The sequence below is a fragment of the Microbacterium hanjuni genome, from assembly GCF_043556395.1.
Taxonomy (GTDB): Bacteria; Actinomycetota; Actinomycetes; order Actinomycetales; family Microbacteriaceae; genus Microbacterium.
Genome location: NZ_JBIGIK010000002.1, coordinates 62,825 through 88,311 on the forward strand (window position 1 = coordinate 62,825; position 25,487 = coordinate 88,311).

Genomic DNA, 25,487 nt, shown 5'->3' on the forward strand with positions numbered 1-25,487 from the left:
AAGAGAGATGGATGCTGAGGTCCTCAGCAGGAGGGGGAGGGGGCCCGCCGCGATGCCGCGGGCCCCCGGGATCTCAACGGAAGTCGTCGACGTAGGAGTCGTACGCGGTGCCGAGGCCCTCCTGGACTTCGGCGGGCGTCTTCGTGCCGTTGATGAGCTCCTGCGTCTCGGCGACGAGGTCGTCGTAGAAGGTCGGCGTCGGCCAGTCGGGGTAGAAGGCCAGGCCGTCCTTGTCGTTGACCGCGTTGAAGGCCTGGATCAGCTCGAGGCTCTTCTCATCGGTGATGTCGGCCTCGTCGGCGGCGACGGGGAGACCGCCGTTGTTGCCGAGAAGGGCCTGGATCTCGGGGCGCATCGTGATGTCGATGAACTTGTAGGCCAGGTCCTTGTCCTTGGCGTTCTCCGGAACGACCCACAGGTTGCCGGAGGATCCGGGGGTCAGGTCGCTCCCGGGGAAGGGGAAGAGGCCGAAGTCGAACCCGGACACCTCGTCGACGAACCGGCCGTACCACCAGCTGCCCGACACGAAGATGGGCGAGGTCCCGTTGATGAACGACACCCCGGCGTCCTCGGCCTTGACCCCGGTCACGTCCTTCGAGAAGTACCCCTTGTCGGCGTACTCCTTCAGGGTCTCGGTCGCGTAGGTGATCTCCTCCCCCGTCCAATCGACGGGGTTCTCGTACAGCTGGTAGTCGTTGACGAATTGACGGTCGGCCTGGCTCAGGGCCAGCTGGTACCAGAGCTGACCGATGGGATACTCCAGGCCCGCTTCGGCGAGCGGCGTGACGCCCTGCGCGACGAAGGCATCCATCACCTCGACGAACTCGTCGTACGACGTCGGGATCTCGAGCCCGGCCGCGGCGAACATGTCCTTGTTGTAGTAGACCGTGACGAACTCGCCATAGTTCGGAACGCCGTACCAGGACCCCGAGCCCATGACGCCGTCCTCGTTGTATTTGGCCGTCGTCTGCAGGGCGGGAGCGAGCTTGTCGTCCCAGCCGTACTCGTCGACGGCGTCACTGATGTCCGTCAGGAGTCCTTGGCTGGCCAGGAGGCCCGCCGTGGCGTTGCCCTTGTTGAACTCCATGATGTCGGGCGCCTCGTCGGAGTTGAGCACCTGGCTGGCGGTCGAGCGGATCTGCTCGAAGCTCTTCTCCTCGAATTCGACCGTGGCTCCGGTTTCCTCCTCGAAGACCTTGATGGCTTCGTTCCAGGCGATTCCCATCGCGCTGGTCTCGCTCTCGTAATGCCAGAGCGTCAGGGTGTTGTCCCCGCTCTCCTCCGCCCCGGATCCGCCCGAGCAGGCGGAGAGGGCGAGCACGGCTACCGTCGCTGTCGCGATCGTGGCGGCCACTCGGCGCTGGGTGGTTGTCATGCGTGCCATCGTCGGCACTCCTTTCATCAGAACCCGGGTCGCGGACGATCCGGGTGGTGGGGTCGACGGTCGGTCTGGGCGCGTCATCGAAGCGCTTCGACAAGGGACAGTCGGGGGCGATATTCAGTTGTGGGGGGTTATCGGTGCGAGGAGGTGACAGGGGGTGCGACCGAGCCGTGGGAGAGGTACGTCGGCTCGAGCAGGTACAGGTCGGGGGCGGGTCGATCGGGGCCCAGCGCGCGGACGGCGAGATCGACCGCCAGGTCGCAGGATGCCTGCGGAACGAGCGGAATCGTGTCGACCGGGGTCGGCAGGGCGGCGGTGTCGAAGGAGGCACCGACGGCGATCACCGAGACATCCCCCGGCACGGCGAGCCCTTCGGCGGCGAGGGCCTCCAGCGCCGCCGCGTGGGCTTCGGCCGCGCAATGCAGCAGCACCGCCGTCGCCCCGCCCCGCACCATCTGCACAGCTGCACGAGCCGTGGCGGCCAGATCGGGCATGATCGCGCCCGACGAGGCGAAGTCGAGGTGGACCCCACGCTCGGCCGCTCGCTCCACGGCGGCCGCGCGAACGCGAGGCGGGAAGTTCGATTTCACGTAGGCGATGTCGGTCTGGCCGAGCATCCCGATCCTCTCGTGCCCCGCGTCCGCGAGCACGTCGACGGCGAGGCGTGCGCTCGCGGCGAAGTCGAGGTCGACGCAGACGAGGCCATCGCTGTCGTCGGGCACCCCGATGAAGACCACGGGGGTCGTGATCGCTCGCGCGAGTGGCACCCGGTCGTCGTCGGGCGCCACGTCGAGCACGATGATCGCGTCGACGAGACCGGAGGACGCGACCCGGTTCATCCCGTCTCGGGCCTGCTCGTCGGTGAGAAGCAGAATGTCGTAGTCGTTGCGGCGAGCGGCGATGGCCGTGGCCAGCACGAACGACATGTGCGTCGGTGCGTGGGTGTCGGTGCGCAGCGGTTCCGTGAGCGCGAAGATCTGCGTGCGGCGGCCCGCCAGCATCCGCGCCCCGGCATTGGGGCTGTAACCGAGCTCGTCGACGGCCCGCTCGATGCGAGCGCGGGTCGACGGGGAGACCGGACGCTTGCCGCTGAGGGCGTAGGAAACGGTGCTGATCGACACGCCGGCGGCCTCTGCCACCTCGTTGATCTTGACCATTTCGACCTCATCGTCTCAGCGCACACCGGAGGTGATCCGGTGATGATCTGTCTTCGTCGAAACGCTTCCGCGAAGCGCTTCGCTGCGAATCTAAACGCGCCGGCCGAAAAACGCAACACATTTGCCGGATCGAGCAACAAATGGCGCGGCGCAGCCTCCTTCCGGCCCAGCGATGCCGACTCGACATCTCCGCGCCGAGACGACACTCCCGCGGCGCCGCGACGGTGTCGTCTCGGCGTCCGGGTGTCGACTCGGCGGGACGGGCGAGCGGGCAGGTCCCCTGAACCCGAAGAATGCGGTCAGACGGCGAGCGCAGGCTCGAGTCGCACCACCACCGACTTCGAGACGGGGGTGTTGCTGCCGATCCCGGTGCTGTCGAGGGGGACGAGCACGTTGGCCTCCGGGAAGTACGCCGCGGCGCACCCCTTCGCCGTGGGGTAGGACACGATCCGCTGACCGCGCAGCACCCGGTCGGGCTCGTCGCGCCATTCGCTGAACACGTCCACCCGATCGCCGTCTTGGAAGCCGAGCTCCACCAGGTCGTCGGGGTTCACGAAGACCACGTCACGCCCGCGCTTGATGCCCCGGTAGCGGTCGTTGAGACCGTAGATCGTCGTGTTGAACTGATCGTGCGCACGGAAGGTCTGCAGCAGCAGCCTGCCCTGCGGGCGTTCGACCGCCTCGAGCTCGTTCACCGTGAGCTTGGCCTTGCCGATGTCGTTCGTGAACGTGCGGGAATCGCGCGGCCCGTTCGGCAGGTGGAAACCGTCGGGCAGTCGCACCTTCGCGTTGTAGTCCGCGCAGCCGGGCACGACGTGGGCGATGTGCTCGCGGATGATGTCGTAGTCGTTCTCGAAGCCGGCCCAATCGATGCCGTAGCGGTCCCCGAGCGTGGCAGCGGCGATGCGCGCCATGATCGCGGTCTCGGACAGCAGAGTCGGAGCGACCGGTTCGATGCGCCCGCGGGAGGCGTGCACGAGCGAGACCGTGTCCTCCACCGTGACGAACTGGTCGCCCGACAGCTGGTGATCGATCTCGGTGCGCCCCAGGGTGGGGAGGATGAGCGCCGCGTCGCCCGTCACCACGTGGGAGCGGTTGAGCTTCGTCGAGACCTGCACCGTCAGCTCGGTGCCGCGCATCGCCCGCTCGGCGAAAGCGGTGTCCGAGATCGCGCCGACGAAGTTGCCGCCGAGGGCGAACCAGACCTTGATCTTGCCCTGCTCCATCGCGTGCATCGCCTTGACGCTGTCGTAGCCGTGCGCGCGCGGCGGGTTGAAGCCGAACTCGGCTTCGAGGGAGTCGAGGAAGGTGTCGGACATCTGCTCCCAGATCCCCATCGTGCGGTTGCCCTGCACGTTGCTGTGCCCGCGGATGGGCGAGGCGCCGGCACCGGGCTTGCCGATGTTCCCGCGCAGCAGCAGGAGGTTGATGATCTCCTTGATCGTGTCGACGCTCTTGCGGTGCTGGGTGATCCCCATCGCCCACGTGATGATCACGCGATCGGCGGCGAGGTAGCGCTGGGCCATCTCGTCGATCTCGGCCGAGGTGAGCCCGGTGGCTTCGAGGACGGCGGCCTCATCAAGATCGGCGAGATGCGCCTTCAGTTCATCCAGTCCGACGCAGTGCTCGTCGAGGAAGTCCTGATCGAGCACCGTGCCGGGGTTCGCCGCTTCCGCGTCCAGCACCCGCTTCGACACGGCCTGCAGCAGCGCCATATCGCCGCCCAGGCGTACCTGCAGGAACTGGTCGGCGATCTTCGTGCCCTCCCCGATCACCCCGCGCACCTTCTGCGGGTTCTTGAACCGCAGCAGTCCCGCCTCGGGGAGGGGATTGACCGCGATGATCGACCCGCCGTTGCGCTTGACGTCCTCGAGCGCGGTGAGCATGCGGGGGTGATTGGTGCCGGGGTTCTGGCCCATGATGATGACCAGGTCGGTGTCGAGGAAGTCGTCGTAGACGATCGTGGCCTTACCGACCCCGATGGTGTCATTCAGCGCGTTGCCGGTGGACTCGTGGCACATGTTCGAGCAGTCGGGCATGTTGTTCGTACCGAACGCGCGCACGAAGAGCTGGTAGATGAACGACACCTCGTTCGAGGCGCGACCGCTCGTGTAGAACGCCGCCTCGTCGGGGGAGTCGAGGCTGTTCAGCTTGTCGGCGAAGACACGGAAGGCCTCGTCCCAGCTGATCGGCTCGTAGTGATCGCTGCCGGCGGGCTTGTAGACCGGCGAGGTGATGCGCCCCTGCATCCCCAGCCAGTACTCCGTCTTGTCCGCGAGGTCGCTCAACGAGTGCTCGGACCAGAACGTGTCGGGGATGGTCACCGGGGTGGCTTCCCAGACGACGGCCTTCGCGCCGTTCTCGCAGAATTCCAGTGTGTGGCGCTTGTCCGGATCGGGCCAGGCGCAGCTCATGCAGTCGAAACCGTCTTGCTGGTTGATCGAGGTGAAGAGCTTCGCGGTACGCGTCGCTCCGAGATCGAGCAGGGCGGGCTCCATCGCGTGCGTGATCGCGGGGATGCCGGTCGCCCAGGTCTCGGGGTGCGTGACCTTCGGGTTCGACTCGTCGACGTCGGCGACGGGAGGCTTGCGACTCATCGGGCACCCGCCGTCTCGCGCTCGAGCGGTGACGCCTGTGCGGGCTCGATCGCGGGCTGGGCCTCGCGCACCCGTTCGGTACCGCTGTAGATCACCATGGAGTCTCCTCTGAGAAAGCCGATCAAGGTCATGCGAAGTTCGACGGCCAATTCGACCGCGAGAGAAGAAGGTGCCGACACGGCGGCGAGCACCGGAATGCCGGCCATCGACGCCTTCTGGGTGAGTTCGAAACTGGCGCGCCCCGACACCATCAGCACCGTTCCGCGCAAGGGCAGGCGGTTTTCCTTGAGCGCCCAGCCGACGACCTTGTCGACGGCGTTGTGACGGCCGACGTCTTCACGCAGCACGAGCAGCTCTCCGGTGGCCGCGTCGAACAGGCCGGCCGCGTGCAGGCCGCCGGTCTTCTCGAACACGTCCTGGTGGGCGCGCAGGATGTCGGGGAAGGTGATGAGCAGGGCCGGGTCGATCGTGCTGCGGTCTCCGGCCACCTCGTACGCCGACAGGGTGCGCACCGCGTCGATACTCGCCTTGCCGCAGAGCCCGCACGAGCTGGTCATGTAAAAGTTGCGCTCGAGGCTGGGATCGGGCGCCGGCACTCCGGCCGCGAGGGTCACATCGAGCACGTTGTAGGTGTTCGTCCCGTCGGCGCCGGAGTTCCCCTCCGCGCTGACGCAGTAGCGAGCGGCGGCGAAGTCGTCGCCGCGGCGGATGACCCCCTCCGACACCAGGAACCCCGCGGCAAGGTCGACGTCGTGGCCGGGGGTGCGCATGGTGATGGCGAGGGAGTTGCCTCCCACGCGGATCTCCAGCGGCTCTTCGACGGAGAGGTGGTCTTCGCGGACGACTCGGGATCCGCCGACCGTCAGGCGGGTGACGCGACGACGTGCGGTTATTCTGCCCATGGTTGCAGGTCTATCACCTGACCTGATCGCAGAACAGGAGCTCGAGTCAGACGTGTCGCTGGAGAGGGGCCCCGTTGGGGCCAGGTACCCGGTGCTCTTCGACGCGATCGTGCTGAGCGGCGGCCGCTCCACCCGCCTGGGCCAGGACAAGGCGCGATTGATGCGCGACGGTCGCTCGCTGCTGGCGGCGACCGTGGCCGCGGTGCGCGAACGCGGGGCGCGACGCATCCTGGTCATGGGCGGGCCCCTCACCGGTCTCGGCGACGGTGTAGCTTTCGAGCGTGAGGATCCCCCGTTCTCCGGTCCTGCCGCAGCGGTGGCCGCTGGCATCCAGCGTCTCGGTGCCGACAGCCCCTTCGCCCTGGTGGTCGCCTGCGACATGCCGATGCTCGGTGACGCACTCGACGCGCTCGTCGGCGAAGCATCGCGCGAACCGGACCCCCGCGACGGATTCATCGGGGTCGACGCGGACGGCCGCCGCCAACAGCTGCTGCTCCTCGCCCGTACGGGGGCGCTTTCGGAAGCGGTCGAGCGCGCCGGCGGATCGACCGGCCTCATCGACGCCTCGATGCGCACACTCCTCGCTCCCCTCGACCTCGTCGGCGTGCCGCTGCCCGAGGGCTCGGCGGATGACATCGACACGACGGACGACGCCGTCCGCTTCGGCTACGCCCCCGAGCGGAAAGGCAGCACCCCATGACCGATGACAACCAGGCCCTGGTCGCCGAGTGGACGCGACGCCTCACCACCGGCCTCGGCATCGACCCCGCGGTCGTCGACGCTAACGCCGTCCTCGCCCTCGCCGGCCAGGCCGCGCACTCGGTGGTGCGCCCCGCGGCGCCCGTCACGACGTACATCGTGGGATTCGCCGCCGGCCTGCTCGCGGCCGACGGGATCGACGCCGACGAGGCCTACGAATCCGTGCGCCGCGCCACCGCCGTGCTGATCGACGACTTCGCGGCGGAGCGCTCCGAAGAATGACCCGTGACGAGCGCGCGCTCGCCACGCCCTGGACCCGAGCGCGCGCGCTGGCTCACGCGGCGGGCACCGCGGCGGCGCTCGCCCCCGAGCACGTCGCCTTGCTCGACGCCTCCGGACGCTGGCTGGCCGCCGATGTCGTCGCGCCGGAACCGCTCCCCCACTTCGACTCCTCCGCGATGGACGGCTGGGCGGTCTCGGGCACCGGGCCGTGGCGCCTCGACATGTCATCGGACGATCGGATGCTGGCGCCCCCGCTCGCTCCCGGGTTCGCGCGTCGTGTCGTCACCGGCCAGCAGATCCCGCCGGGCGCCACCGCCGTGGTGCGTAGTGAACGCGCATCGGAAGACGGGGGCGGCGAGCACGGCCGGCTGCGCCTGCATCCCGGCACGCCCGACAGCGAGGCGGCCGAGGGTAAGCACGTGCGGCGTGCCGGGGCGGAAGCCCACCGAGGCGAGACGCTCGTCGCTGCGGGAGTGCAGCTCAACCCCGCGCAGGTGGCGCTGGCCGCCGCCTGCGGTCTCGACGCGGTGCGGGTCGCCGCCACCCCGCCCGTCGCCCTCGTGCTCACCGGCGACGAGGTCGTGGTGTCGGGCCGCCCCCGCCCCGGCGAGGTGCGTGACAGTTTCGGCCCGACCCTTCCCCCCTTGCTACGGATGCTGGGGGCCCGCCCGACGACCACCTCACGGCTCGGCGACGACCTGGGCGCGATCGAGGAACACCTGGTCGGTCCTGAACCACTGGTCTGCACGACGGGGGGGACCGGCGGCTCGGAGGTCGATCACGTCCGCCGAGCGCTCGATGACCTCGGCGCTCGCTTGATCATCGACGGCCTCGCCGTGCGCCCCGGAGCTCCGACGGTCCTCGCCGAACTCCCGGACGGTCGCTTCGTGCTGGCACTGCCGGGCAACCCCCTCGCCGCGATGGTCGGACTCCTGCTCGTGGGCGCCCCCTTGCTGGTCGGGCTCGCCGGGCGGGTGCTCGAGCCGCTACCGACCGTTCCGGTCGACCTCGCCGCGGATCGGCGCCACTCCGGGCGAGCGGGGGGCGCCGACATCGTGCCCTTCACGGCCGGACCCGAAGGCGCCCGACCGACCGGCTGGACCGGTGCCGCCATGCTGCGCGGGCTCGCCGCGGCCGACGGCCTGCTCGTGCTCGAATCGGCAGGTACGACCGAAGCATCCGTTCTGCCGCTCCCCTGGCGTACCGAGCTGATCCCCCCTCACCGGTAGGGGCGCTGCCTGACGCTATTGTTGGGAGATCGCCCGCGGAGTTGACTCCGGGCGACGCTTTCGGAAATAATCAGCGCATGACTGACTTCGCACGCTCCTTGTCCGCCGTGGAGGCGAACGGGACTGCCGGCATGATGGCCGGCCGCGTTGTCATGTGCTGTCGAATGTGTCGCTGACTCGGTGACCTCCGCCGGGACCCCGCTCCGCTTCTGATCGTCGAGCGTCGTCCCCCGAGACATCGGTGATCGCGTCGATCACGCGTACCCGATCGTCTTGCCACCGGCCCCCGCGGGCCGCCCCGCACATTCGAACCCGCACATCTCTTCCGGGTTCTCACGCAAGGACTCCCGTTCCCATGTCGAACACCGCTCTCCTCGAACGCCCGACCGCTCCCTCCCGCCACCTCCGCGCGCTGCCGAAAGACGCTCCGGCGCCTGCGGCTCGCCCCGCCCTCCCCGCCGGGAGCACGCCGCGCGGCTTCGCCCTCTACGTCGGCATCGACGAGACCACCGCAGCCTCCGCCGGCGTGAGCCTCGGTGTCCTGGTCGACGCCCTGCGCCGGACCCTCGCCGACCTCGCCCCCGCTGCCGAGACATACGCCACGGTGGCTCTCGCTCCGGTCGGCGCCGGCGGCCGCGACGTGGACGTCGTGCGCCTCGCTCTGCACGAGCCCTCGGCGATCGCCCGCACGAAGGACGACGCCGAAGACCAGGACCGCGCGCCCGGCGGGGTGGTCGTCGACATCTCGCGCAAGCGGGTGCTGCTGGACGGCGAATCAGCCGCCTTCACCTTCAAGGAGTTCGAGCTGCTGCAGTACCTCGTGCTGCGCGAGGGTCGCACGATCGAGCGCGCCGAGCTCGTGTCGTCGCTCTGGGACGCGGCGACCGATGACGACGCACCCGGCGAGCGCACGATCGACGTGCACGTGCGCCGACTGCGGGCGAAGCTCGGCGCATACGAGGACATCGTGCGCACCGTGCGCGGGGTCGGCTACCGCTTCGACCGGCACGCCGACGTCTCGATCCGCTACGGCCACGGCACCCCCTCCCCCGACCGGTTCTGAGCGGCGCGTGCTCGGAGGCGGACGAGCTGTGGATGGCGTCCCCCCGAGCGACGGTCCGGTCGTGCTCGACTACCCGCTCGCCGGCAGCTTCCGCGCCCGCAACAGCCCCGCGAGACGCGTTCCGAGTCACGGCACGCACCTCATGGGCACGACCTACGCGATCGACTTCATCCCGGTCGACGCGCGCGGGCGCTCGGCGCCGTGGCGGTGGCGGGCAGCACTGTCGACCGAGCCCCCCGAGGACTTCATCGGGTTCGGGGCGAGCGTGCTGTCCCCGAGCGCCGGGACGGTGGTGATCGCCCACGACGGCGAGCACGATCATGAAGCGCGGCGCTCGCAGCCCGCCCTCCTCGCCTACCTCGCCGCGCAGCCTCGGCGGATCGCGGCCGGCCCCGGCGCTATCGCGGGCAACCACGTGGTCGTCGCCCTCGGCGAAGGCGGACCCTTCGTCCTCGTCGCGCACCTGCGGGAAGGGTCGGTGGGCGTAGCGGTCGGCGAGCAGGTCGCCACGGCCCAGCCGATCGGCGAGTGCGGCAACTCGGGCAACAGCACGCAGCCGCACGTGCACGTGCAGGTCACCGACAGCATCGATTGGCCGCGTTCACGCGGGATCCCCCTCGCCTTCGCAACGGCGCAGGGATTCGAACTCCCCGGCGAATCCGAGATCGTCCGCGTCCCCCCGCGGCCCTGAGCCCCGCGCCCTGACCGCGCCCCGTGTCCAGCCCCCGACGTAAAGTGGCCGCATGAGGTCGATCGGGGAGCGCGCGCGGATCACCCGCGATCCCCGCCCCGTGGCGACGCGACCGCGCGAGAGCGAGTACCGCCCCCAGCATCCGCTCGACCTCTTCCGCGCCGTCCTGCCGCAACGCCACGGCTCCGGCGATCCGACCATGACCACGGCCGGTGGCATCATCTGGCGTGCGAGCCGCACTCCCGACGGTGTCGCGACGCTGGCTCTGCGTGAAGGGCCCGGCGGGGTCGTGCGCGCGGCAGCGTGGGGGCCCGGGGCAGACTGGGCGCTGGGCCAGGTGCCGGCGCTCTGCGGTGCCGACGATGACCCTTCGGGCTTCGACGCGAGCGTGCACCCGCTCATCGAGGAAGCGCATCACCGCCACCCCGGCCTACGTATCGGGCGCACCGACCTCGTGTTCGACGCGCTCGTCAGCGCGATCATCGAGCAGAAGGTCACCGGGCTGCAGGCCTTCGGGGCGTGGCGCCGCATCGTGACCTGGTACGGCGAGCGCGCGCCCGGTCCGACCCCGAAACCGATGTTCGCGCCGCCGACGATCGAGCAGTGGCGGCACGTGCCGTCGTGGGCGTGGCACCGCGCGGGACTCGAGCCGCCGCAATCGCGCACGATCGTTGAAGCGGCTCGGCACGGCGAGTCGATCGTGCGCGCCACGACGCGGGCGAGCGACGGGATCGAGCGCGAACGCCTGTTCACGAGCCTGCGCCGGATCGGGCCCTGGACCTCGGCCGAGACCCGTATCCGCGCCTTCGGCGACCCCGATGCGGTGAGCGTCGGCGACTACCACCTCGCCCACCACGTCGGGTACGCCCTCACCGGGTCGCGGGTCGATGACGACGGGATGCTGGAGCTGCTCGCGCCCTGGGCGGGCCACCGCCAGCGGGCGATCCGGCTGCTGTACGCGAGCGGTCGGATCGAGCCTCGTCGAGGCCCGCGGCTGCATCCGGAAGACCACCGCGACCGCTGATCCGGGCTCTTGCGGGGCTGCTCCACCCACGGGACACTGTCGGCATGTCCACGACCTTGAATCCGTATCTCTCGTTCCACAACACCGCGCGCGACGCGATGGAGTTCTATCGCGACGTGTTCGGTGGAGAGCTGACGATCGATACGTTCGCGGCTTACGACATGGGCCAGGATCCGGCGGAGAACGACCTGGTCATGCACGCGCAACTCGAGACGCCGAGCGGGTTCACGCTCATGGCCTCCGACACACCGAGCTCGATGCCGTGGCAGCCCGCTGCCGGCTTCTCCATTTCGATCAGCGGCGACGAAGAGGAGCAGCTGGAACGGTGGTGGAACGCCCTCGCCGACGGCGGCACCGTCGCCATGCCCCTCGAATCGCCGCCGTGGGGCGGCCGGTTCGGCATGCTCACCGACCGCTTCGGCATCGCCTGGATGGTCTCGATCGCCCCCGGCGAGGGGTGACCAAGCCCGTCAGTGCGCGGTGTGCTTCCAGTAGCCCGTGAAGCTGATCGCCGATTTGGCGACGCCCGCCGCGATCCAGTGCCGCCGCAGCGCGGCGCACATCGCCTGCTCACCCGCCACCCAGAAGTAGGTCGGCGCGACGGGGGCATCCGCCAGGGTGGCAGCCTTCAGCACGGCCTGCCCCGGGATGGCCGCCGGCTCGTCCCGGACGACCCAGACGATCTCGACCCCGACCGGACCGGCGAGGTCCTGCCGGTCGTCGGCGTGGGGGATCTCGATGAAGGCGCGTCCGGTGACGGTGGGCGGGAGCGACGCCAGAATGCCCGCGACGGCGGGGAGGGCCGTCTCGTCCGCCACCACTTCGACGCGGTCTGCGACCTCGGGGGCGGGGGTGAACGTGATCCCCTCGTCGAGGAGGGCGACGGCGTCGCCGCGCGCGCAGCCGTCGGCCCAGGATGCTGCGGGACCCGACGATCCGTCGACCGCCGAGCGGTGCAGCACGAAGTCGACGTCGATCTCGGCGCCGCTGATCCCCTCTGCGCGGTGGGCGCGCACCGTGTAGTTGCGCAGCACCGGCCGCTCGGTCTTGGCGATGGTGAGGTAGCGGAGATAGGAGAGGGCGTCGAGCCTCCCGGGCAGCCGCGACAGCGACGTCTCCGAGACCGGCAGGAACAAGCGGAACCACTGGTCGAAACCCATCGGGCGGAACTGGTCGATGTCCCCGCCACCGAGTGTCACGCGCGCGAAAGTGGGCGAGATCTGCTCCCGGCGCACCACGTGCAAGGTGAGGAGGCGGCTCTCGGCGGGCTTCACCCGCGCCGGGGTCGCATTCGTCCGGGCCATCTCATTCCTCCGGGTTAGGGTCCCCTCACCCTAACGAATGGCTCGGTACCCTCGAGGAATGCCCGACGCCCCCGTCCCGCCGGCGGCGCACGTCCGCCACATCGTGCGCCCACCGGGCCTGCACCGTCTTTCCGCGCACGGCCGCCGTTGGGCGGACGAGGTCGGCGACCCGGTCACCGACCCCGCGGTGCTCGATCGGCTCGACCGCTTGCGCATCCCTCCCGCGTGGACGCACGTCTGGGCGGCGACCGATCCCGACGCCGCCCTCCAGGCCACCGGTGTCGACGCCCGCGGCCGCACGCAGTACCGGTATTCCGAGGCTGCCGTGGCGGCGGCCTCGGAGAACAAGTTCCACCACCTGCTGCAGTTCGCCGGCGCGCTGCCGGTGCTGCGCGAGGCGGTCGAAGCCGATCTCGGCGGCGGCGTCGCCGGGCAGCGGGCCACGGCCGTCGTCGTGCGTCTGCTCGACCGCGGGCTCTTCCGCGTCGGCAACGATCGCTACGCCCGCGACAACCACACCTACGGCCTCACGACTCTGCGCCGCGATCAGGTCACCCTCGTCGGCGACACGGCCGTCTTCGATTTCGTGGGCAAGGAGCATCTGGCGCTGCATCTGGAAGTCGAGGATGCTGCCGCCACCGCGGTGCTCCGAGAACTGCGAGCTCAGCTCGGCCCGCCCGACGGCGCGCTGTTCGCGACGGAGGATCCGCCGCTCTGGCGCCGCGTGGACAGCGCGACGGTCAACTCCTTCATCCACACCCACGGCGGGGTCGCCGGATCAGCGAAGGCGTTCCGCACCTGGGGGGCGACCGTGGTCGCGGCCGCCGTCACCGCCGGTGCGACCTTCCCCGCGCCTTCCTCGCGGCGCAGCGCCGACCTGCTCCCCTACGACGCCGCCGCCCGGCTGCTCGGCAACACCCCCGTCGTCGCTCGTGCGTCCTACGTGCACCCCGACGCGATCACCGCCGGGCGCACGGCCGCGGTCATCGGCGCCGTCCGCAACGCCGCCGCCCGTCTCGGTTCGGAGGACGTCCGCCATGTCTTCCCCGATCCCGAGGTGCAGGCATCCGTTCTGGATCATCTGTCGGAACGATGACACAGCTGCCGCGGATAGGCTGAGCGCATGAGCGAACCTCGCACCGGCTGGCCCCGCGGCCGCACCCATTGGCTGCTCGGCACGGTGCTCGTGCTCGCACTCGGAGTGCTGTTCGGACTCATCTTCGGCAACGTCTGGCTCGGCATCGTGCTGGGCGCCGTGATCTCGATCGGCTGGCTCATCGCCTACGAGTCGTGGCGCGGTCGTAACGTCGGCGTCAACGACGACGACCACGGCATCCAGCTCTAGCAGCCCGCCCTATCGCCCGATCCCTCGGCGGGCGCGCCGCTCCATGGCGATCGTGAGCGCGCCGTAGCCGATGACCGCGAACCCGACGAGTGCGATGAAGCCGTAGGCGGCGGGACGATCCCACAACAGGTCGCCGTGCGCGACGACGAGCGACGCGACGATCGCGGCGAGGCTGATCAGCTGCGATTGGAACAGGATGCGGAACGCACTCCACCGGTCATCGCGCAGCATCCCCCACGCCACGACACCCGTGAGACTCAGCACGGTGCCGACCACCTGAGCGGTCAGCGGCGTGATCGTCCACGCCCACACCGGGATCACCAGCTGCGGGGCGACGAAGAGGATGGCGCCCGTCAGGAGAGCGAGGGTCCCCACGACGATCACTCCCGCGCGAAGAGGTCGCGGCACGCGCGTATCGGCCGGATCGGGGAGGCCGTCGTCGTCCCCCCGCTGCAACCAGGCCAGCAGGGCGACAGCGAAAGGGGTGGTCGCGTACAAGGCGAGCCACGTGAAGAAGAAGATGTTCGAGGAGAACTTGTCGAGGTGGATGAGCGTGGACACCAGCAGAGCGCCCGCGAACACGGTCACCGCGGGGAAGCCGTGTCTCACGCGGTGCCACCGCCGCTCGCGCGCCACGCGGACGAAGAACCAGATGCCACCGACGTACGCCGAGGCGAGGAGGTAGGCCGTCAGCGGGGGGTCGATCTGCCAGGCGAAGAGTTCGCCCGATCGACGAGGGAAGCCGAAGAGCAGGAAGACTGCGCCGGCGAGGAACGGGATGATGATGACGGCGACGATCCTGGTCGCCGGCAGCACGGTGCTCGGCAGCTTCTCGTCAGCCCCGGACATGCTCGAGCACTTTCGCGAGAGGCATCTGCTCGCCGCGCACGGCGGCCTCGTCGATCACAGCCGCCCCGCCCGCTGCGCGCAGCGCCTCGACGGCTGCGGACTGGGGGGTGAAGCCCGCCTCGTTCACGAGGCCGGTGCGGCGGCGCAGCCGAGCCACCGCGCCGCTCAGCAGCCCCACCGACTCCGCCTGGCCGCGCGCCGCGGCCACGCCGAGAAGTCCGTCGAGGCCGTAGACGACGCCCTCGTCATGGCCCAGTTCGAGCGAGATGTCGAGCGCCTCGGCGAAGTCGGCTTCTGCCGCGTCGATGTCTCCGGCGAGGAAGCTCGGCCACCCGCGGTTGTGCTGCGCGATGGCACGACCGAGCAGTTCCCCCTCCGAGGCGGCTTCGCGCACGCTGGTGTCGAGACGCTCGGCCGCTCGCGCCGGCTGGCCCATCGCCAGGTCGAGACGGCCGAGGGCCACCTGTGCCATCGCCTCCCCCCAGACGTCGTGCGCGACGCGGAAGTGGGTGAGGCTCGCCTCCAGATCGCCTCTCGCTGCCTCGACGTCCGGTGCGGGCCGGACCGAGAGGTGCGCGAGTCCGAGCGACAAGCCCGCCAGCCCGGCGCCGGCCGGGTCTCCCACCTCGTCGAACAGGGCGACGCTCCGAGCAAGACCGGGCACCACATCGATGTCCGGGTCCTGCCAGAAGGCGATCGCCCGGGTGTAGTAGAGGGCGATGGCCTCGGTGCGCGGCGCGAGCTCGATGCCGCTCTGCTCGGCCACCTCCATGAGTTCGGCCATCCACGCCCGCACCAACCCGAGCCGGCCGCCGATCCACAGCGGCATGTACATCGACCAAGCGAACTCTGCGGCGGCGTCGAGGTGCTTCGTGTCCAGAAGGTACCGCTCGACGGCGGCATGGTTCTCCGTCTCCGCAGTGAGCCGTGCGAGGAAGGGCACCTGCTCGACGCCGCGCAGATGGTCGTCGATCGTTCGCGCGAACGCGATGTAGTACTGCGCCCACCGCTCGGTGGCAGCCGTATCGATCGGGGCGCGCTGGAGCGCGTAGGCGTGGACGACCGCGAGGGTACCGAAGACGAGTTCTCCTCCTCGCTCGAACCGCCGCAGCAGGCTCGCGTCCATGAGCGCGTCCAAGACGCCGAGCGCGTCGACCTGGACGAGGTCGCCGTCCTGCGTCGCAATCCCCTCCGCGAGAACAGCCTCGGCAGCAGCGAGCGAGAACGGCCCGCGGAACACGGCGATCGCGTCGAACGCCGCGGCCGCCTCGCGATCGAGGAGTCGCACACTCCACTCGATCGTGCTGCGCAGCGCCTGCTGGCGGACGGGCAGGTCCCGTGCGCCGCCGACGAGCAGCGTCAGCGCGGAATCGAGTCGTGCGAGCAATTCGGGAGGCGTCATGGTTCGGGTACGCGCGGCCGCCAGCTCGATCGCCAGCGGAACACCGTCGACAGCGCGGACGATCCCCGCGACGGCCGCGCAGTTGTCCTTCGTGATGCCGAAATCCGGGCGCACGGCCTGGGCTCTCTGGACGAAGAGCTCCACCGCGCTCGCCGCTTCCGCGTCGTCCGTGTCGGCGTCCGCGGACGGCACGGTGAGCGCACCGAGTTCGAAGATGCGCTCCGCGCGTACGCGCAAAGGGGAGCGACTCGTCACGAGCACCTGCAGGCGCGGTAGGGCGGTGATGAGATGAACGAGGTCGTCGGATGCTGCGAGCAGGTGCTCCATGTTGTCCACGACGAGCACCAGGTCTCGCCCGGCGAGTGCTGCGACGAGTTTGTCCTGGAGTCGCTCACCGCCGGTGTCGCGGACTCCGAGCACGCGGGCGATCTCGGGCACGACCTGCGACGGAGCGGACAGCGCCTCGAGGAGAACGAATGCGACCTCGCGTCCTTTCGCCGCGAGCGCGTCGGCGGCAGCGATCGACAACCGCGACTTGCCGATGCCGCCGGGCCCGACGATGGTGACCAGCCGGACTCCAGGGGCGTCCAACAGCTCGAGTACCGCGCCCAGCTCACGTTCGCGGCCGACCAGCGAGCTGAAAGAGGCGGGAATCGACGAGGAGGCCGCGGGGGTGCCGACAGCCGTACGAGACGAGGCGCCGAACCGCTCGGCCATCAGCACGGCAAGATCATCCGTCAGCAGCGCCTGAAGTTCTGCCGGGGTGTCGAACGACCGATACGAGGTCTTGTCGTCGGAACGGATGCGGTCCAGGAGCTCCCGCAGCCGCGGCGCGCGCTCTCCCCCGCCGCGACGGAGGTAGACGAGGCGCGGCATCCCCTCGGACAGCGAATATTCGTCTTCGAGGCCCGAGACGTCCTCGTCCGGCGCGACCCAGCCGTACTGTTCGCCGTAGATACCGACGAAGATGTCGCTCTGCGCGAGGTACGAGCGGTAGAGCGAGCGCGGCGGGTGGGGGCGGGCGCCGAGCTCGAACATCACCGGCGCGAGCCGCAACGATTCGATCGCAGCGCGCGCGGCGGCCCGTTCGGGCTCGAGCTCACGGAGCGTGGAGCTGACGAAGACTCGAATGCGCTGGTCGGGTGTGCGGATCATGTCTGTCGACGTGTCCATAGGAGCAGTGTGGACCCACGCGACCGCGCACGTCTAATCGGGGAGCGGACCCACGCGAAACCCGGCGGCGTCAGTCCCAGGGGTCGTACGAGCTGCCCGCGGCGATGGCCTCGTTGAGTCGGTCCAGCTCATCGAGACGCTGTTGTTCGGCGAGCTCGAAGTCGCCGACGACGAGGTGCAGGATCTGCGCCCCCAGCTCGACCTCCCAGCTGAGATTCTTGATCAGCTCGTACAGCATGACGGTGAGGTCGTAGAGCGTGTAGCTCGGCCCGTAGACCCCCACCCCGATGGAAGGGTCGCGGGAGACGGCGGCACTGGTCGTGCATCCGAGTGCCAGGCTGGCGATGCTGTCGAGCTCGCTCTTGACGCTCGGCATGTAGGTTCCGGTGATCTCCTCGATCAACGGCGGATTGATCGCGATGACCTCGTCCTGACCCGAGACCGAGGGAGGACTCAGGTCGTACGACGAGGTGTCCGCGCGGATGTTCGCCAGGTTCTTGGTGATGTTGTCGATGATCGCCTGTTCTTCAGCGGCGATGCGGTCCGAGAGGCCCTGCAGCATGCCCTGCAAGGTGTCCATGGCGCCGGCGTAGTCGCCGAAGGACTTGTCGACCTCGTTGCCCCCGGTGGGCGGGTCCTTCAGGATCTCGATACCGAGACCGGCCACCTGAAGGGGCAGCGTCGCCCCGCCCGAGGCGAAGATGCTCAGACCCTTCGCGGCCCAACCGACCACCGTGAGCACCTGGTTCCAGTCGACGGAGCCGGCGTCCACCGCCGCGTCGATCTTCTGCGTCGCTGTCTGCAGGATCGCCGCGACGTCATCGCGCGCTGCCTGCCACAACCCTTGCTGCGACGCGACGTTGACGCCGCGGGCGATGGAGATCGCGTGATAGCCGCTGACGGCGAGGCCGAGCTGCGCCAAGAACTTGTCCTTGAACGCCGCGATCGCCTGGCCGGACATCGCGTTCAGGTTCTGCTCGATGAGCGAGAGGGTACCCGCGAGCGGTCCGCCGCCGCTGGCCGCCCCGTCGCTCGTACTCCCGCCCGCTGCGAGACGGCGGGTCACCTGGCGGCACGTCTCCACGATGGGTTCCACGTCGGCGGGGTCGGGAAGATCGGTCCAGGGTTCGACGATGGCGTCGACGCTTGCGCGGATGTTGGCGAAGGACTCCTGGAAGTAGGCGTCCTTGCTCTCGTTCTGCAGCCACTCGATGAGGAAGTCGTCGACCGACCAGTCCCCGCCGCCCTCTCCGTCGGCACCGGGGCGGCTGACCTTCAGGTCCGAGCCGCGGTTGCCGTTGACGTACTCCCCGCCCATGAGGTCGTAGCCCTCGTCCTTCATGAACAGATCGATCGCCGATCGCTTGATCTGGCCGACCAGGGTGCTGAACTCGTCGTAGCTCGCCATAGCGGCACTCCTTCTTGGTTAGTCGGCCGACGTCGTGACAGGTGAGGGCGGAGCAACCACGGCCTCGTTCCGGTTCCCGCGGGTGCGATAGACGATGAGCACCGCGAGGCTCGCCCCCATCACGAGCACGATCGAGGCGAACCGGTTGGTGCGCGCGTCGCCGCAGGCCGCGAGCAGCCCCGCCTCGGCGCGTTCACGGAAGCGCGCTTCCTGTTCTTCGTCGGCCGATTCGCCCAGGCTCTCCAGCGACGTCTCGATGGCCTCGGCGCCACCGTTCGTCGTGCTGTCGTATCCGTGCACCGATACCGCACCCGGCATCTCCCAGCCGAGCGGGCGGCAGGACACGGTTTGGTCAGCGCCGACCGTGACCGTCGACGGCGAGAAGAACAGCCACCCGATCCCCAGGACCACGATCGCCACGATCGCCGCTTTCAGCCACACCACGTTGCCCCCCGTCACACCGGCAGTCGCGCGGCGGTCGGCCGAGGATGCACGATCGTTCGTGCACATCCTATCCAGCGCGAACCACCGCGCACTTGTCAGGCGCGTCTCATCGGAAGATGGGGGATCCCGTCCTCCGCGAACGGCTCGCCCGCGACCTCGAAGCCGAAGCGCGCGTACCACCCGGCCAGGTGGGCCTGGGCGTCGAGCACGATCGGCAGACCGGGCTCGCGTTCTTCGCACCGCGCGACGGCGCGCCGCATCAGCTCGGCTGCCACCCCCTCGCCGCGGGCGGACGCCGCCGTGGCCACGCGGCCGATCCGCATCGCCGCAGCCTCAGCCAGCACCCGGAGTGTCGAGATGACCTCACCGTCCTGCTCCGCCCACAACAGCTCGGCGCCGGGTTCGATGTCGCGACCGTCGATCTCGGGGTAGGCGGCGTCCTGCTCGACGACGAACACCGACACGCGCAGCCAGAGGATGCGGTACAGCGCGAGCGGCGCGATCTCGGCGACGGCGGAGCGATGGAAGGTGGAAGACACCCCTCGACGCTAGCGGGGTGAGAGCGCGGTCGGCGCCGGCGTCCGCGATCGCACGGCGAGCCCCGCGCAGGCGATGACGGCAAGGCCGCCGAGCACGGTCAGGAGGGTGACCTGCTCGCGCAGGAGCAGCGCCGCCCACGCGATCGAGAGCACCGGCTGGATCAGCTGCACCTGGCTGACCCGTGCCATCGGCCCGATCGCGAGGCCGCGGTACCAGGCGATGAAGCCGAGGAACATGCTCACCACCGACAGGTAGGCGAACGCGAGCCACCCCTCGAGCGGGGCGGTGGGGGGCTCGACCAACGCCGACGAGAGCGTCAGCGCAGCCATCACCGGGAGGGCCAGCACCAGGGCCCACGAGACGGTCTGCCACGCCCCCAGCTCGCGCGCCAGCATCCCTCCCTCCGCATAGCCGATCGCCGCCGCAACGACGGCGCCGAGAAGAAGGAGGTCGGCAGACTCGAGCGCGAACCCACCGCCGTTCAGCGTCGCGAACACGATCGCAGCGACCGCGCCGAGGGCGGCCGCCGCCCAGAACGACGCTCGAGGGCGCTCACCGGTGCGCAGGACCGTGGCGACGGCGGTGGCCGCCGGGAGGAGCGCGATGACCACCGCGCCGTGGCTCGCGGTCGAGGTGGTCAGGGCGAGCGAGGTCAGCACGGGGAAGCCGACGACGACTCCCGCCGCGACCACGGCCAGGCGGGCCCACTGCATGCCGGTGGGGGGATGCTGCCGCGCGATCGCGAGTGCGGCGGCAGCGAGCACCGCCGCGACGACGGCGCGCCCGGCACCGACGAACAGAGGGGAGAGCGTCTCCACGGCGATGCGGGTGAAGGGCATCGTGAACGAGAACGCGGTGACCCCCAGCATCCCCCACCCCAATCCGGCGCGGTGGGAAGGACGGGAGCGGGATGCGAGGGCCATCCCCCGAGTGTGGACGACCGCCTCGTGCGCCGCGGGCGGGGCGGGCGTACCACCGCCGATCGCGTGGACCGCCCCCACCGCGTCGAAATGCGATGAACTGGAGGGGTGAATCGAGAGCGGATCCAGCGCGTCGCCCGCGAGTCGTACGGCATCGAGCAGTTGCGCGACGTGCAGGTGGAAGCCATCGACGCGGCCGTCGAGGGCCGCGACGTGCTGGCGGTGTGGGCGACGGGATCGGGAAAGTCCGCGGTCTACCAGATCGCCGCGACCCTCCGCCCAGGGCTGAGCGTCGTCGTATCGCCGCTCATCGCGCTCCAGGAGGACCAGCTGGTGCGGTTGCAGGAAGCACCCGACGCACCGGAGGGGGTCGTGCTGAACTCCACGCGCGGCGAAGCATCCCGGCGCGAGGCGTGGCGACGCATGCGCGAGGGCGAGGCCGAGTTCGTGCTGCTCGCCCCCGAGCAGCTCGCCAAGCCGGAGGTCATCGCCGGGCTCGCCGAGCTGGAAGTGTCGCTGCTCGTGGTCGACGAAGCGCATTGCATCGCCTCGTGGGGGCACGACTTCCGCCCCGACTACCTGCTGCTCGGTGCGGTGGCCGAGCGGCTCGGGCGCCCCCCGATCGTCGCCCTCACGGCGACGGCATCCACCCCCGTGCGCGAGGAGATCATCGAACGCCTCGCTCTCGCCCCGGATGCTGCGGTGCTCATCGGCGACGTCGACCGACCCAACATCACGCTCGGCGTGAGTCGGCACGGTGAAGACCACGACAAGCGCCAGGCGGTGCTCGCGCAGGTGACGGGCCTGACCGGACCCGGCCTGCTCTACACCTCCACCCGGCGCGACGCCGAGTGGTACGCCGCCGAGCTCGCCGCCCGGGGTGTGCGCAGCGCGGCGTACCACGGCGGCCTGCCCGCCGCAGAGCGGCGCCGGGTGCACGAGCTCTTCCACGTCGACGATGTCGACGTGGTCGTGGCCACCTCCGCGTTCGGGATGGGCATCGACAAACCCCACGTGCGGTTCGTGGTGCACGCCGATGTTCCCGATTCGATCGACGCCTATTACCAGGAGCTCGGTCGCGCGGGCCGTGACGGGATGCCCGCCACGGCGACGCTGCACTACCGCCCCGAAGACCTGGCGCTCCGTCGGTACTTCGCGACCAAGCCCCCGGGGGAGGCGGAGCTTCGCCGCATCGTCGCCGCGCTCGGCGAGGGTGCCCGCGCGCCCGCCGATCTCGCGGATGCGGCCGAGGTGACGCCGCGGCGGCTCACGGCGCTGCTGACCCTGCTGGTGGACACCGCCGCCGCGCGTCTGGAGGGCGGCGTGGTCGCGCTGCGGCCGGACATCGACCCTGCGGTCGCAGTCGCCGCCGCCCTCGAGCGGGCGGAGGATCGCGAACGGATCGACCGGTCGCGCATCGACATGCTGCGCGCCTACGCCGAGACCCGGCGGTGCCGCCGACAGGCACTGCTCGGATACTTCGGTCAGGAACCCGCCGAGCCCTGCGGCAATTGCGACACCTGCGCCGGAGGCTCGGCCTACGAAGACGCCGGGGCGGCGGATACTGCGGCGCACGGCGGTTTCGCCGTCGATGACCGCGTGCAGCATCGGGTCTGGGGCGAGGGAACGGTGATGGAGGTGGACGATGACCGCATCACCGTGTTCTTCGAAAGTCAGGGCTACAAGGTGCTGTCCCTCGCCGTCATCGCGGAGACGGGTGTGCTCGGCCGCTGAGTCCGGTGTCGAGGCAGTTCCCGACGGATGACGGAGGCATTCGCACCACCGTATGGCGAGCATCGGAGTACCCGAACCGCGCGAGGAGCTGCCCCATGAGCGAGCCACTGCTTTCCCCGACCGACACAGACGTCCGGTATGCGGCGGTCGGGGGATCCCCCCTCCTCCTCGACGTCTACCGTCGCGACGTCGATGAGGACACGGATGCTGCGCGCCCCGCGATCGTGTTGATCCACGGCGGCGGCTGGTTCCGCGGCGACAAGAGCAAGGAGGCGAGTCTCGCGACGCGCCTCGTCGATGAGGGGTACGTCGTGTTCGTACCGAACTACCGCCTCGCGCCCCGTGACCCCTTCCCGGCGAGCCGCGACGACGTGTTGGCCGCGGCGGTCTGGGCGATGACATCGGGCGTGCAGTACGACCGCGAGCGCCTCGCGTTCGTGGGCGGCTCGGCGGGCGGCAACCTCGCGGTGGAGGCTGCCATCGCGACGGGCCGACCGGCGGTGAGCTGGTCGGGCATCTTCGACCTCGAACACTTCATCACCGAGACCGACGGCTCGATCGCCGCCGAGCCCACCCAGCAGGATCTCGACGCGATGCGCAGCGCCGACATCAACCAGACCGGGCCCGACGATGCCTTCCTCCGCTGGGTGATCCTGGAGGAGGTCGGCGGGGACCGCAGCCGACTGGCGGCCGCATCCACGACGCAACATGCCACGGCAAGCAGCGGGCCGGTGTACTTCGCCAACTCGCTCGACGAGTTCGTGCCGATCGCCGACCCGATGGCGATGCAGCGCGCCCTCGCCGCGGTGGGTGTCGCGAGCACGCTGCAACTGATCCCCGGGCACGCGCACGCGGAGGGCTACACCGACGAGGCGATCGAGGGAACGCTCTCGTTCCTCGCCAGGGCGCTGGCGGTTCCCGCGTGAAGCGCGGCGGTCACTCCTCGTAGCCGATCAGCCACCTCACCCCGAAACGATCGGTGACCTCGCCGTCGTGCGCCCCCCACGGCCGCCCCTGCAGGGGGTCGATGTCGGTGCCACCCTTCGAGAGCTCGGCGAACCAGCCCTCAAGGGTCGCCGGGTCGGCGGTGCCGAGGAGGGAGAAAGAGATTCCTCGGAGGTGCAACGCCGCCTCATCAGCCGTGGCGTCCGCGCCGGCGAGGGACACGAGTCCGTGGAGCATCCCGTGGGCGATCGCGTCGGGCGGGCCGTCGGAACGCCCGAAGTCGGAGTAGGTGTGCAGGTCGAGCTCGCCGCCGAAGACATCGCGGTAGGAGCTCAGCGCCTCACGCGCACGGTGGGCGAATTTCAGGTACGGCACGAGACCGGTCATGCCGCGACCCTAGGCCAGCCCACCGCCACGGGCCAGGCCCGGTGCGCAGGGGTGGATCGACAAACCGTGGCTCTTCCGGCGCCGCTCCGCTAAGAACGAGGGAGTGCCGCCGATCCCCCGGCGCGAAAGGACGAGATGATCGATCGCGTCGGATTGGCCACCTTCCTGCGTCACCGACGGGAGTCGCTGCAACCGGAGGACGTGGGCCTCTCACGCGGGCAGCGGCGGCGCACGACGGGCCTTCGCCGCGAAGAGGTCGCGGCGCTCTGCCACATGTCGACCGACTACTACGCGCGCCTAGAGCGGGGCACGGGGCCGCAGCCGTCGGAGCAGATGATGGCGTCGATCACCCAGGGGCTCCACCTCTCGCTCGTCGAGCGCGATCACCTCTTCCGCCTGGCGGGCCACAATCCCCCGCCGCGCGGAGCCGCGGGCGATCACATCAGCCCGGGGCTGCTGCGCATCCTCGATCGCCTGCACGATACGCCGGCCGAGATCATCAGCGAGGTGGGCGAGACGCTTCGGCAGTCGCCGCTCGGCGTCGCTCTCACCGGTGACGCGGCCCTGCGCACCGGGCCGGCGCGCAGCCTCGGGTACCGCTGGTTCACCGACCCCTCCCTCCGCGCGCCGTACCCGCCCGAGGAACGCGACCATCTTTCCCGCGTCTACGTCGCGGGATTGCGCGAAGTCGTCACGCTGCGCGGACCCGGCTCGCGGGCAGCGCAGCTCGCTCACCTCCTCGAGGGGCGGAGCGAGGAATTCCGGATGCTGTGGGCCACCCACGAGGTCGGGCTGCGCCCGAGGGATGTCAAGCGTTTCCATCACCCGGAGGTCGGCGCCCTCGAGCTCGAGTGCCAGACCCTGCTGGATCCCGAGCAGTCGCATCGCCTGCTGGTCTACACGGCTGTCCCCGGGAGCGAGAGCTACGACAAGCTGCAGTTGCTCGCCGTGATCGGCGCGTCCTCGGTCGTCTGAGGGGTGGCTCCAGCATCCATGGATCGTCAGGCCCTGAATATTCGTCGGCCGCGGGTCGAGCATGAGTTCCAGGCACCCGCCTTCTTCCTCGACATTCTCAGGAGCACACCATGGCACGCGAGCGCATCCTTCCCGATCTGACCGGACGCCTGGCTGTGGTCACGGGCGCCAGCGACGGCATCGGACATGTCATCGCCACCCGTCTCGCCGCTTCCGGCGCGGAGGTGATCATGCCCGTCCGCTCGGCCGCCAAGGGGGTCGCCGCAGCGGACCGGATCCGCGCCGCGGTGCCGGGAGCGCGGCTCAGCACCAGCCAGCTCGACCTCGCGTCGCTCGAATCCGTCGCCGCTCTGGCGGACGAGCTGGTCGGGGAAGGCCGCCCGATCGATCTGCTCGTCAACAACGCCGGCGTGATGACGCCCCCCGAGCGCCAGGAGACGCGCGACGGATTCGAACTGCAGTTCGGCACGAACCACCTCGGACACTTCGCGCTGACCCTAGGCCTCCTGCCGCTGCTCCGGGAAGGGAAGGCGAGGGTGACGCACCAGACCAGCATCGCCGCCCGCACCGGCGAGATCCTGTGGGACGACCTCAATCAGGAACGCTCCTACGACGTGATGAAGGCGTATACGCAGTCGAAGATCGCGGTGGCCCTCTTCGCGCGGGAGCTCGAGGCGCGCAGCCGGGCGGCGGGGTGGGGCATCAGCAGCAACCTGGCGCATCCCGGTATCTCGCCCACGAACCTGCTGGCCGCTCAGCCGGAGCTGGGCCGCCCCGATGCGAAGCGCGAACGCCGTCTCATCACCCTCCTGTCCCGGCTCGGGATCGCCGGAACGGTCGACAGCGCCGCTCTGCCGGCGCTGATGGCGGCCACCCTTCCCGACGCGCGCGGCGACCAGTTCTACGGACCTCGCCGCCTGATCGGAGGGCCGCCGACCGAGGTGAAGCTGTGGACGCCGATGCAGGACATGGACGACGCCCGGCGCCTGTGGGACGCCTCGGAGGATCTCGTGGGCGTCCGGGTCACGCCGTGACG

The 25,487-nt window shown here is 70.1% G+C and carries 25 protein-coding genes; 13 read left to right on the forward strand and 12 right to left on the reverse strand.

Annotated features, from left to right (window positions below; genetic code table 11):
- Positions 1-73: 73 nt before the first annotated feature.
- The 4 genes from ACFXP5_RS08025 to fdhD all read right to left on the reverse strand — a co-directional run bounded on the left by ACFXP5_RS08025 (position 74) and on the right by fdhD (position 6,037).
- A complete protein-coding gene (locus tag ACFXP5_RS08025; protein WP_394544234.1) occupies positions 74-1,384 on the reverse strand; it encodes an ABC transporter substrate-binding protein in 1,311 nt (436 codons plus the stop codon).
- A 128-nt stretch (positions 1,385-1,512) separates the two neighbouring features.
- On the reverse strand, positions 1,513-2,538 hold the full coding sequence (locus ACFXP5_RS08030) for a LacI family DNA-binding transcriptional regulator (protein ID WP_394527663.1): 1,026 nt from the start codon (positions 2,536-2,538) through the stop codon (positions 1,513-1,515).
- Positions 2,539-2,837: 299 nt separating this feature from the next.
- Positions 2,838-5,135 (reverse strand): FdhF/YdeP family oxidoreductase, encoded by a 2,298-nt coding sequence (locus tag ACFXP5_RS08035; protein WP_394527664.1) that lies wholly within the window; start codon positions 5,133-5,135, stop codon positions 2,838-2,840.
- Entirely contained in the window at positions 5,132-6,037 is a 906-nt protein-coding gene (gene fdhD / locus ACFXP5_RS08040) for a formate dehydrogenase accessory sulfurtransferase FdhD (RefSeq protein WP_394527665.1), read from the reverse strand. Before fdhD ends, ACFXP5_RS08035 begins: the two co-directional genes overlap by 4 nt.
- A 52-nt stretch (positions 6,038-6,089) precedes the next feature.
- Between fdhD and mobA the strand changes: the two genes are divergently transcribed.
- From mobA to ACFXP5_RS08075, 7 genes are all read left to right on the forward strand, one after another.
- Complete coding sequence (gene mobA, locus ACFXP5_RS08045) at positions 6,090-6,737, forward strand: molybdenum cofactor guanylyltransferase (protein WP_394544235.1); 648 nt, start codon at positions 6,090-6,092, stop codon at positions 6,735-6,737.
- Positions 6,734-7,018 (forward strand): DUF6457 domain-containing protein, encoded by a 285-nt coding sequence (locus ACFXP5_RS08050; RefSeq protein ID WP_394527667.1) that lies wholly within the window; start codon positions 6,734-6,736, stop codon positions 7,016-7,018. Before mobA ends, ACFXP5_RS08050 begins: the two co-directional genes overlap by 4 nt.
- Positions 7,015-8,247 carry a molybdopterin molybdotransferase MoeA gene (locus tag ACFXP5_RS08055; RefSeq protein WP_394544236.1) on the forward strand — a complete coding sequence of 411 codons (1,233 nt, stop codon included), beginning with the start codon at positions 7,015-7,017 and terminating at the stop codon, positions 8,245-8,247. Before ACFXP5_RS08050 ends, ACFXP5_RS08055 begins: the two co-directional genes overlap by 4 nt.
- Before the next feature lie 355 nt (positions 8,248-8,602).
- The gene (locus ACFXP5_RS08060; RefSeq protein ID WP_394527669.1) at positions 8,603-9,310 is read left to right on the forward strand and encodes a winged helix-turn-helix domain-containing protein; all 708 of its coding nucleotides are present in this window, start codon (positions 8,603-8,605) and stop codon (positions 9,308-9,310) included.
- A 28-nt stretch (positions 9,311-9,338) separates the two neighbouring features.
- Positions 9,339-10,001, forward strand: coding sequence for a M23 family metallopeptidase (locus ACFXP5_RS08065; RefSeq protein WP_394544237.1), 663 nt, complete (start codon positions 9,339-9,341; stop codon positions 9,999-10,001).
- A 52-nt stretch (positions 10,002-10,053) separates the two neighbouring features.
- Positions 10,054-11,025: a DNA-3-methyladenine glycosylase family protein gene (locus ACFXP5_RS08070; protein WP_394544238.1), complete on the forward strand. Its 972-nt coding sequence runs from the start codon at positions 10,054-10,056 to the stop codon at positions 11,023-11,025.
- Positions 11,026-11,069: 44 nt separating this feature from the next.
- Complete coding sequence (locus ACFXP5_RS08075) at positions 11,070-11,486, forward strand: VOC family protein (protein ID WP_394544239.1); 417 nt, start codon at positions 11,070-11,072, stop codon at positions 11,484-11,486.
- Positions 11,487-11,495: 9 nt separating this feature from the next.
- On the opposite strand, the gene ACFXP5_RS08080 is transcribed toward ACFXP5_RS08075, so the two are convergent.
- Entirely contained in the window at positions 11,496-12,329 is an 834-nt protein-coding gene (locus ACFXP5_RS08080; protein ID WP_394544240.1) for a siderophore-interacting protein, read from the reverse strand.
- Positions 12,330-12,387: 58 nt separating this feature from the next.
- Here ACFXP5_RS08080 and ACFXP5_RS08085 point away from each other — a divergent pair, with 58 nt between their 5' ends.
- Complete coding sequence (locus ACFXP5_RS08085) at positions 12,388-13,425, forward strand: hypothetical protein (protein ID WP_394544241.1); 1,038 nt, start codon at positions 12,388-12,390, stop codon at positions 13,423-13,425.
- Positions 13,426-13,452: 27 nt separating this feature from the next.
- On the forward strand, positions 13,453-13,674 hold the full coding sequence (locus ACFXP5_RS08090) for a hypothetical protein (RefSeq protein ID WP_394527675.1): 222 nt from the start codon (positions 13,453-13,455) through the stop codon (positions 13,672-13,674).
- A gap of 9 nt (positions 13,675-13,683) precedes the next feature.
- On the opposite strand, the gene ACFXP5_RS08095 is transcribed toward ACFXP5_RS08090, so the two are convergent.
- From ACFXP5_RS08095 to ACFXP5_RS08120, 6 genes are all read right to left on the reverse strand, one after another.
- Positions 13,684-14,523, reverse strand: coding sequence for a hypothetical protein (locus tag ACFXP5_RS08095; RefSeq protein WP_394544242.1), 840 nt, complete (start codon positions 14,521-14,523; stop codon positions 13,684-13,686).
- Positions 14,510-17,098, reverse strand: a complete 2,589-nt coding sequence (locus ACFXP5_RS08100) for a DUF4062 domain-containing protein (RefSeq protein ID WP_394544243.1) — start codon at positions 17,096-17,098, stop codon at positions 14,510-14,512. The genes ACFXP5_RS08095 and ACFXP5_RS08100 overlap by 14 nt, the downstream gene beginning before the upstream one ends.
- Positions 17,099-17,168: 70 nt before the next feature.
- Positions 17,169-18,506: a hypothetical protein gene (locus ACFXP5_RS08105; RefSeq protein ID WP_394544244.1), complete on the reverse strand. Its 1,338-nt coding sequence runs from the start codon at positions 18,504-18,506 to the stop codon at positions 17,169-17,171.
- An 18-nt stretch (positions 18,507-18,524) separates the two neighbouring features.
- Positions 18,525-18,965 carry a hypothetical protein gene (locus tag ACFXP5_RS08110; RefSeq protein ID WP_394544245.1) on the reverse strand — a complete coding sequence of 147 codons (441 nt, stop codon included), beginning with the start codon at positions 18,963-18,965 and terminating at the stop codon, positions 18,525-18,527.
- Positions 18,966-19,045: 80 nt separating this feature from the next.
- Positions 19,046-19,489 (reverse strand): GNAT family N-acetyltransferase, encoded by a 444-nt coding sequence (locus tag ACFXP5_RS08115; protein WP_394527680.1) that lies wholly within the window; start codon positions 19,487-19,489, stop codon positions 19,046-19,048.
- A 9-nt stretch (positions 19,490-19,498) separates the two neighbouring features.
- On the reverse strand, positions 19,499-20,413 hold the full coding sequence (locus tag ACFXP5_RS08120) for a DMT family transporter (RefSeq protein WP_394544246.1): 915 nt from the start codon (positions 20,411-20,413) through the stop codon (positions 19,499-19,501).
- A 105-nt stretch (positions 20,414-20,518) separates the two neighbouring features.
- Here ACFXP5_RS08120 and ACFXP5_RS08125 point away from each other — a divergent pair, with 105 nt between their 5' ends.
- Complete coding sequence (locus ACFXP5_RS08125) at positions 20,519-22,144, forward strand: RecQ family ATP-dependent DNA helicase (protein WP_394544247.1); 1,626 nt, start codon at positions 20,519-20,521, stop codon at positions 22,142-22,144.
- A 95-nt stretch (positions 22,145-22,239) separates the two neighbouring features.
- Positions 22,240-23,070: an alpha/beta hydrolase gene (locus tag ACFXP5_RS08130; RefSeq protein WP_394544248.1), complete on the forward strand. Its 831-nt coding sequence runs from the start codon at positions 22,240-22,242 to the stop codon at positions 23,068-23,070.
- Between the two features lie 10 nt (positions 23,071-23,080).
- Here the strand turns inward: ACFXP5_RS08130 and ACFXP5_RS08135 are convergent, their stop codons facing one another.
- Positions 23,081-23,476, reverse strand: coding sequence for a VOC family protein (locus ACFXP5_RS08135; RefSeq protein WP_394544249.1), 396 nt, complete (start codon positions 23,474-23,476; stop codon positions 23,081-23,083).
- A gap of 135 nt (positions 23,477-23,611) precedes the next feature.
- Here ACFXP5_RS08135 and ACFXP5_RS08140 point away from each other — a divergent pair, with 135 nt between their 5' ends.
- Together ACFXP5_RS08140 and ACFXP5_RS08145 are read left to right on the forward strand one after the other, a co-directional pair.
- Positions 23,612-24,451 (forward strand): helix-turn-helix transcriptional regulator, encoded by an 840-nt coding sequence (locus ACFXP5_RS08140; protein ID WP_394544250.1) that lies wholly within the window; start codon positions 23,612-23,614, stop codon positions 24,449-24,451.
- A gap of 110 nt (positions 24,452-24,561) precedes the next feature.
- Complete coding sequence (locus tag ACFXP5_RS08145; RefSeq protein WP_394544251.1) at positions 24,562-25,485, forward strand: SDR family oxidoreductase; 924 nt, start codon at positions 24,562-24,564, stop codon at positions 25,483-25,485.
- Positions 25,486-25,487: the final 2 nt, after the last annotated feature.

Coding starts and splice junctions, on each gene's coding strand:
- ACFXP5_RS08145 (WP_394544251.1), top strand. CDS start 24,562: ATGGCACGCGAGCGCATCCTTCCCGATCTGACCGGACGCCTGGCTGTG.
- ACFXP5_RS08130 (WP_394544248.1), top strand. CDS start 22,240: ATGAGCGAGCCACTGCTTTCCCCGACCGACACAGACGTCCGGTATGCG.
- ACFXP5_RS08060 (WP_394527669.1), top strand. CDS start 8,603: ATGTCGAACACCGCTCTCCTCGAACGCCCGACCGCTCCCTCCCGCCAC.
- ACFXP5_RS08075 (WP_394544239.1), top strand. CDS start 11,070: ATGTCCACGACCTTGAATCCGTATCTCTCGTTCCACAACACCGCGCGC.
- ACFXP5_RS08055 (WP_394544236.1), top strand. CDS start 7,015: ATGACCCGTGACGAGCGCGCGCTCGCCACGCCCTGGACCCGAGCGCGC.
- ACFXP5_RS08135 (WP_394544249.1), bottom strand. CDS start 23,476: ATGACCGGTCTCGTGCCGTACCTGAAATTCGCCCACCGTGCGCGTGAG.
- ACFXP5_RS08095 (WP_394544242.1), bottom strand. CDS start 14,523: ATGTCCGGGGCTGACGAGAAGCTGCCGAGCACCGTGCTGCCGGCGACC.
- ACFXP5_RS08120 (WP_394544246.1), bottom strand. CDS start 20,413: ATGGCCCTCGCATCCCGCTCCCGTCCTTCCCACCGCGCCGGATTGGGG.
- ACFXP5_RS08140 (WP_394544250.1), top strand. CDS start 23,612: ATGATCGATCGCGTCGGATTGGCCACCTTCCTGCGTCACCGACGGGAG.
- ACFXP5_RS08035 (WP_394527664.1), bottom strand. CDS start 5,135: ATGAGTCGCAAGCCTCCCGTCGCCGACGTCGACGAGTCGAACCCGAAG.
- ACFXP5_RS08105 (WP_394544244.1), bottom strand. CDS start 18,506: ATGGCGAGCTACGACGAGTTCAGCACCCTGGTCGGCCAGATCAAGCGA.
- ACFXP5_RS08050 (WP_394527667.1), top strand. CDS start 6,734: ATGACCGATGACAACCAGGCCCTGGTCGCCGAGTGGACGCGACGCCTC.
- ACFXP5_RS08090 (WP_394527675.1), top strand. CDS start 13,453: ATGAGCGAACCTCGCACCGGCTGGCCCCGCGGCCGCACCCATTGGCTG.
- ACFXP5_RS08030 (WP_394527663.1), bottom strand. CDS start 2,538: ATGGTCAAGATCAACGAGGTGGCAGAGGCCGCCGGCGTGTCGATCAGC.
- ACFXP5_RS08025 (WP_394544234.1), bottom strand. CDS start 1,384: ATGGCACGCATGACAACCACCCAGCGCCGAGTGGCCGCCACGATCGCG.
- ACFXP5_RS08100 (WP_394544243.1), bottom strand. CDS start 17,098: ATGGACACGTCGACAGACATGATCCGCACACCCGACCAGCGCATTCGA.
- ACFXP5_RS08070 (WP_394544238.1), top strand. CDS start 10,054: ATGAGGTCGATCGGGGAGCGCGCGCGGATCACCCGCGATCCCCGCCCC.
- ACFXP5_RS08080 (WP_394544240.1), bottom strand. CDS start 12,329: ATGGCCCGGACGAATGCGACCCCGGCGCGGGTGAAGCCCGCCGAGAGC.
- ACFXP5_RS08085 (WP_394544241.1), top strand. CDS start 12,388: ATGCCCGACGCCCCCGTCCCGCCGGCGGCGCACGTCCGCCACATCGTG.
- fdhD (WP_394527665.1), bottom strand. CDS start 6,037: ATGGGCAGAATAACCGCACGTCGTCGCGTCACCCGCCTGACGGTCGGC.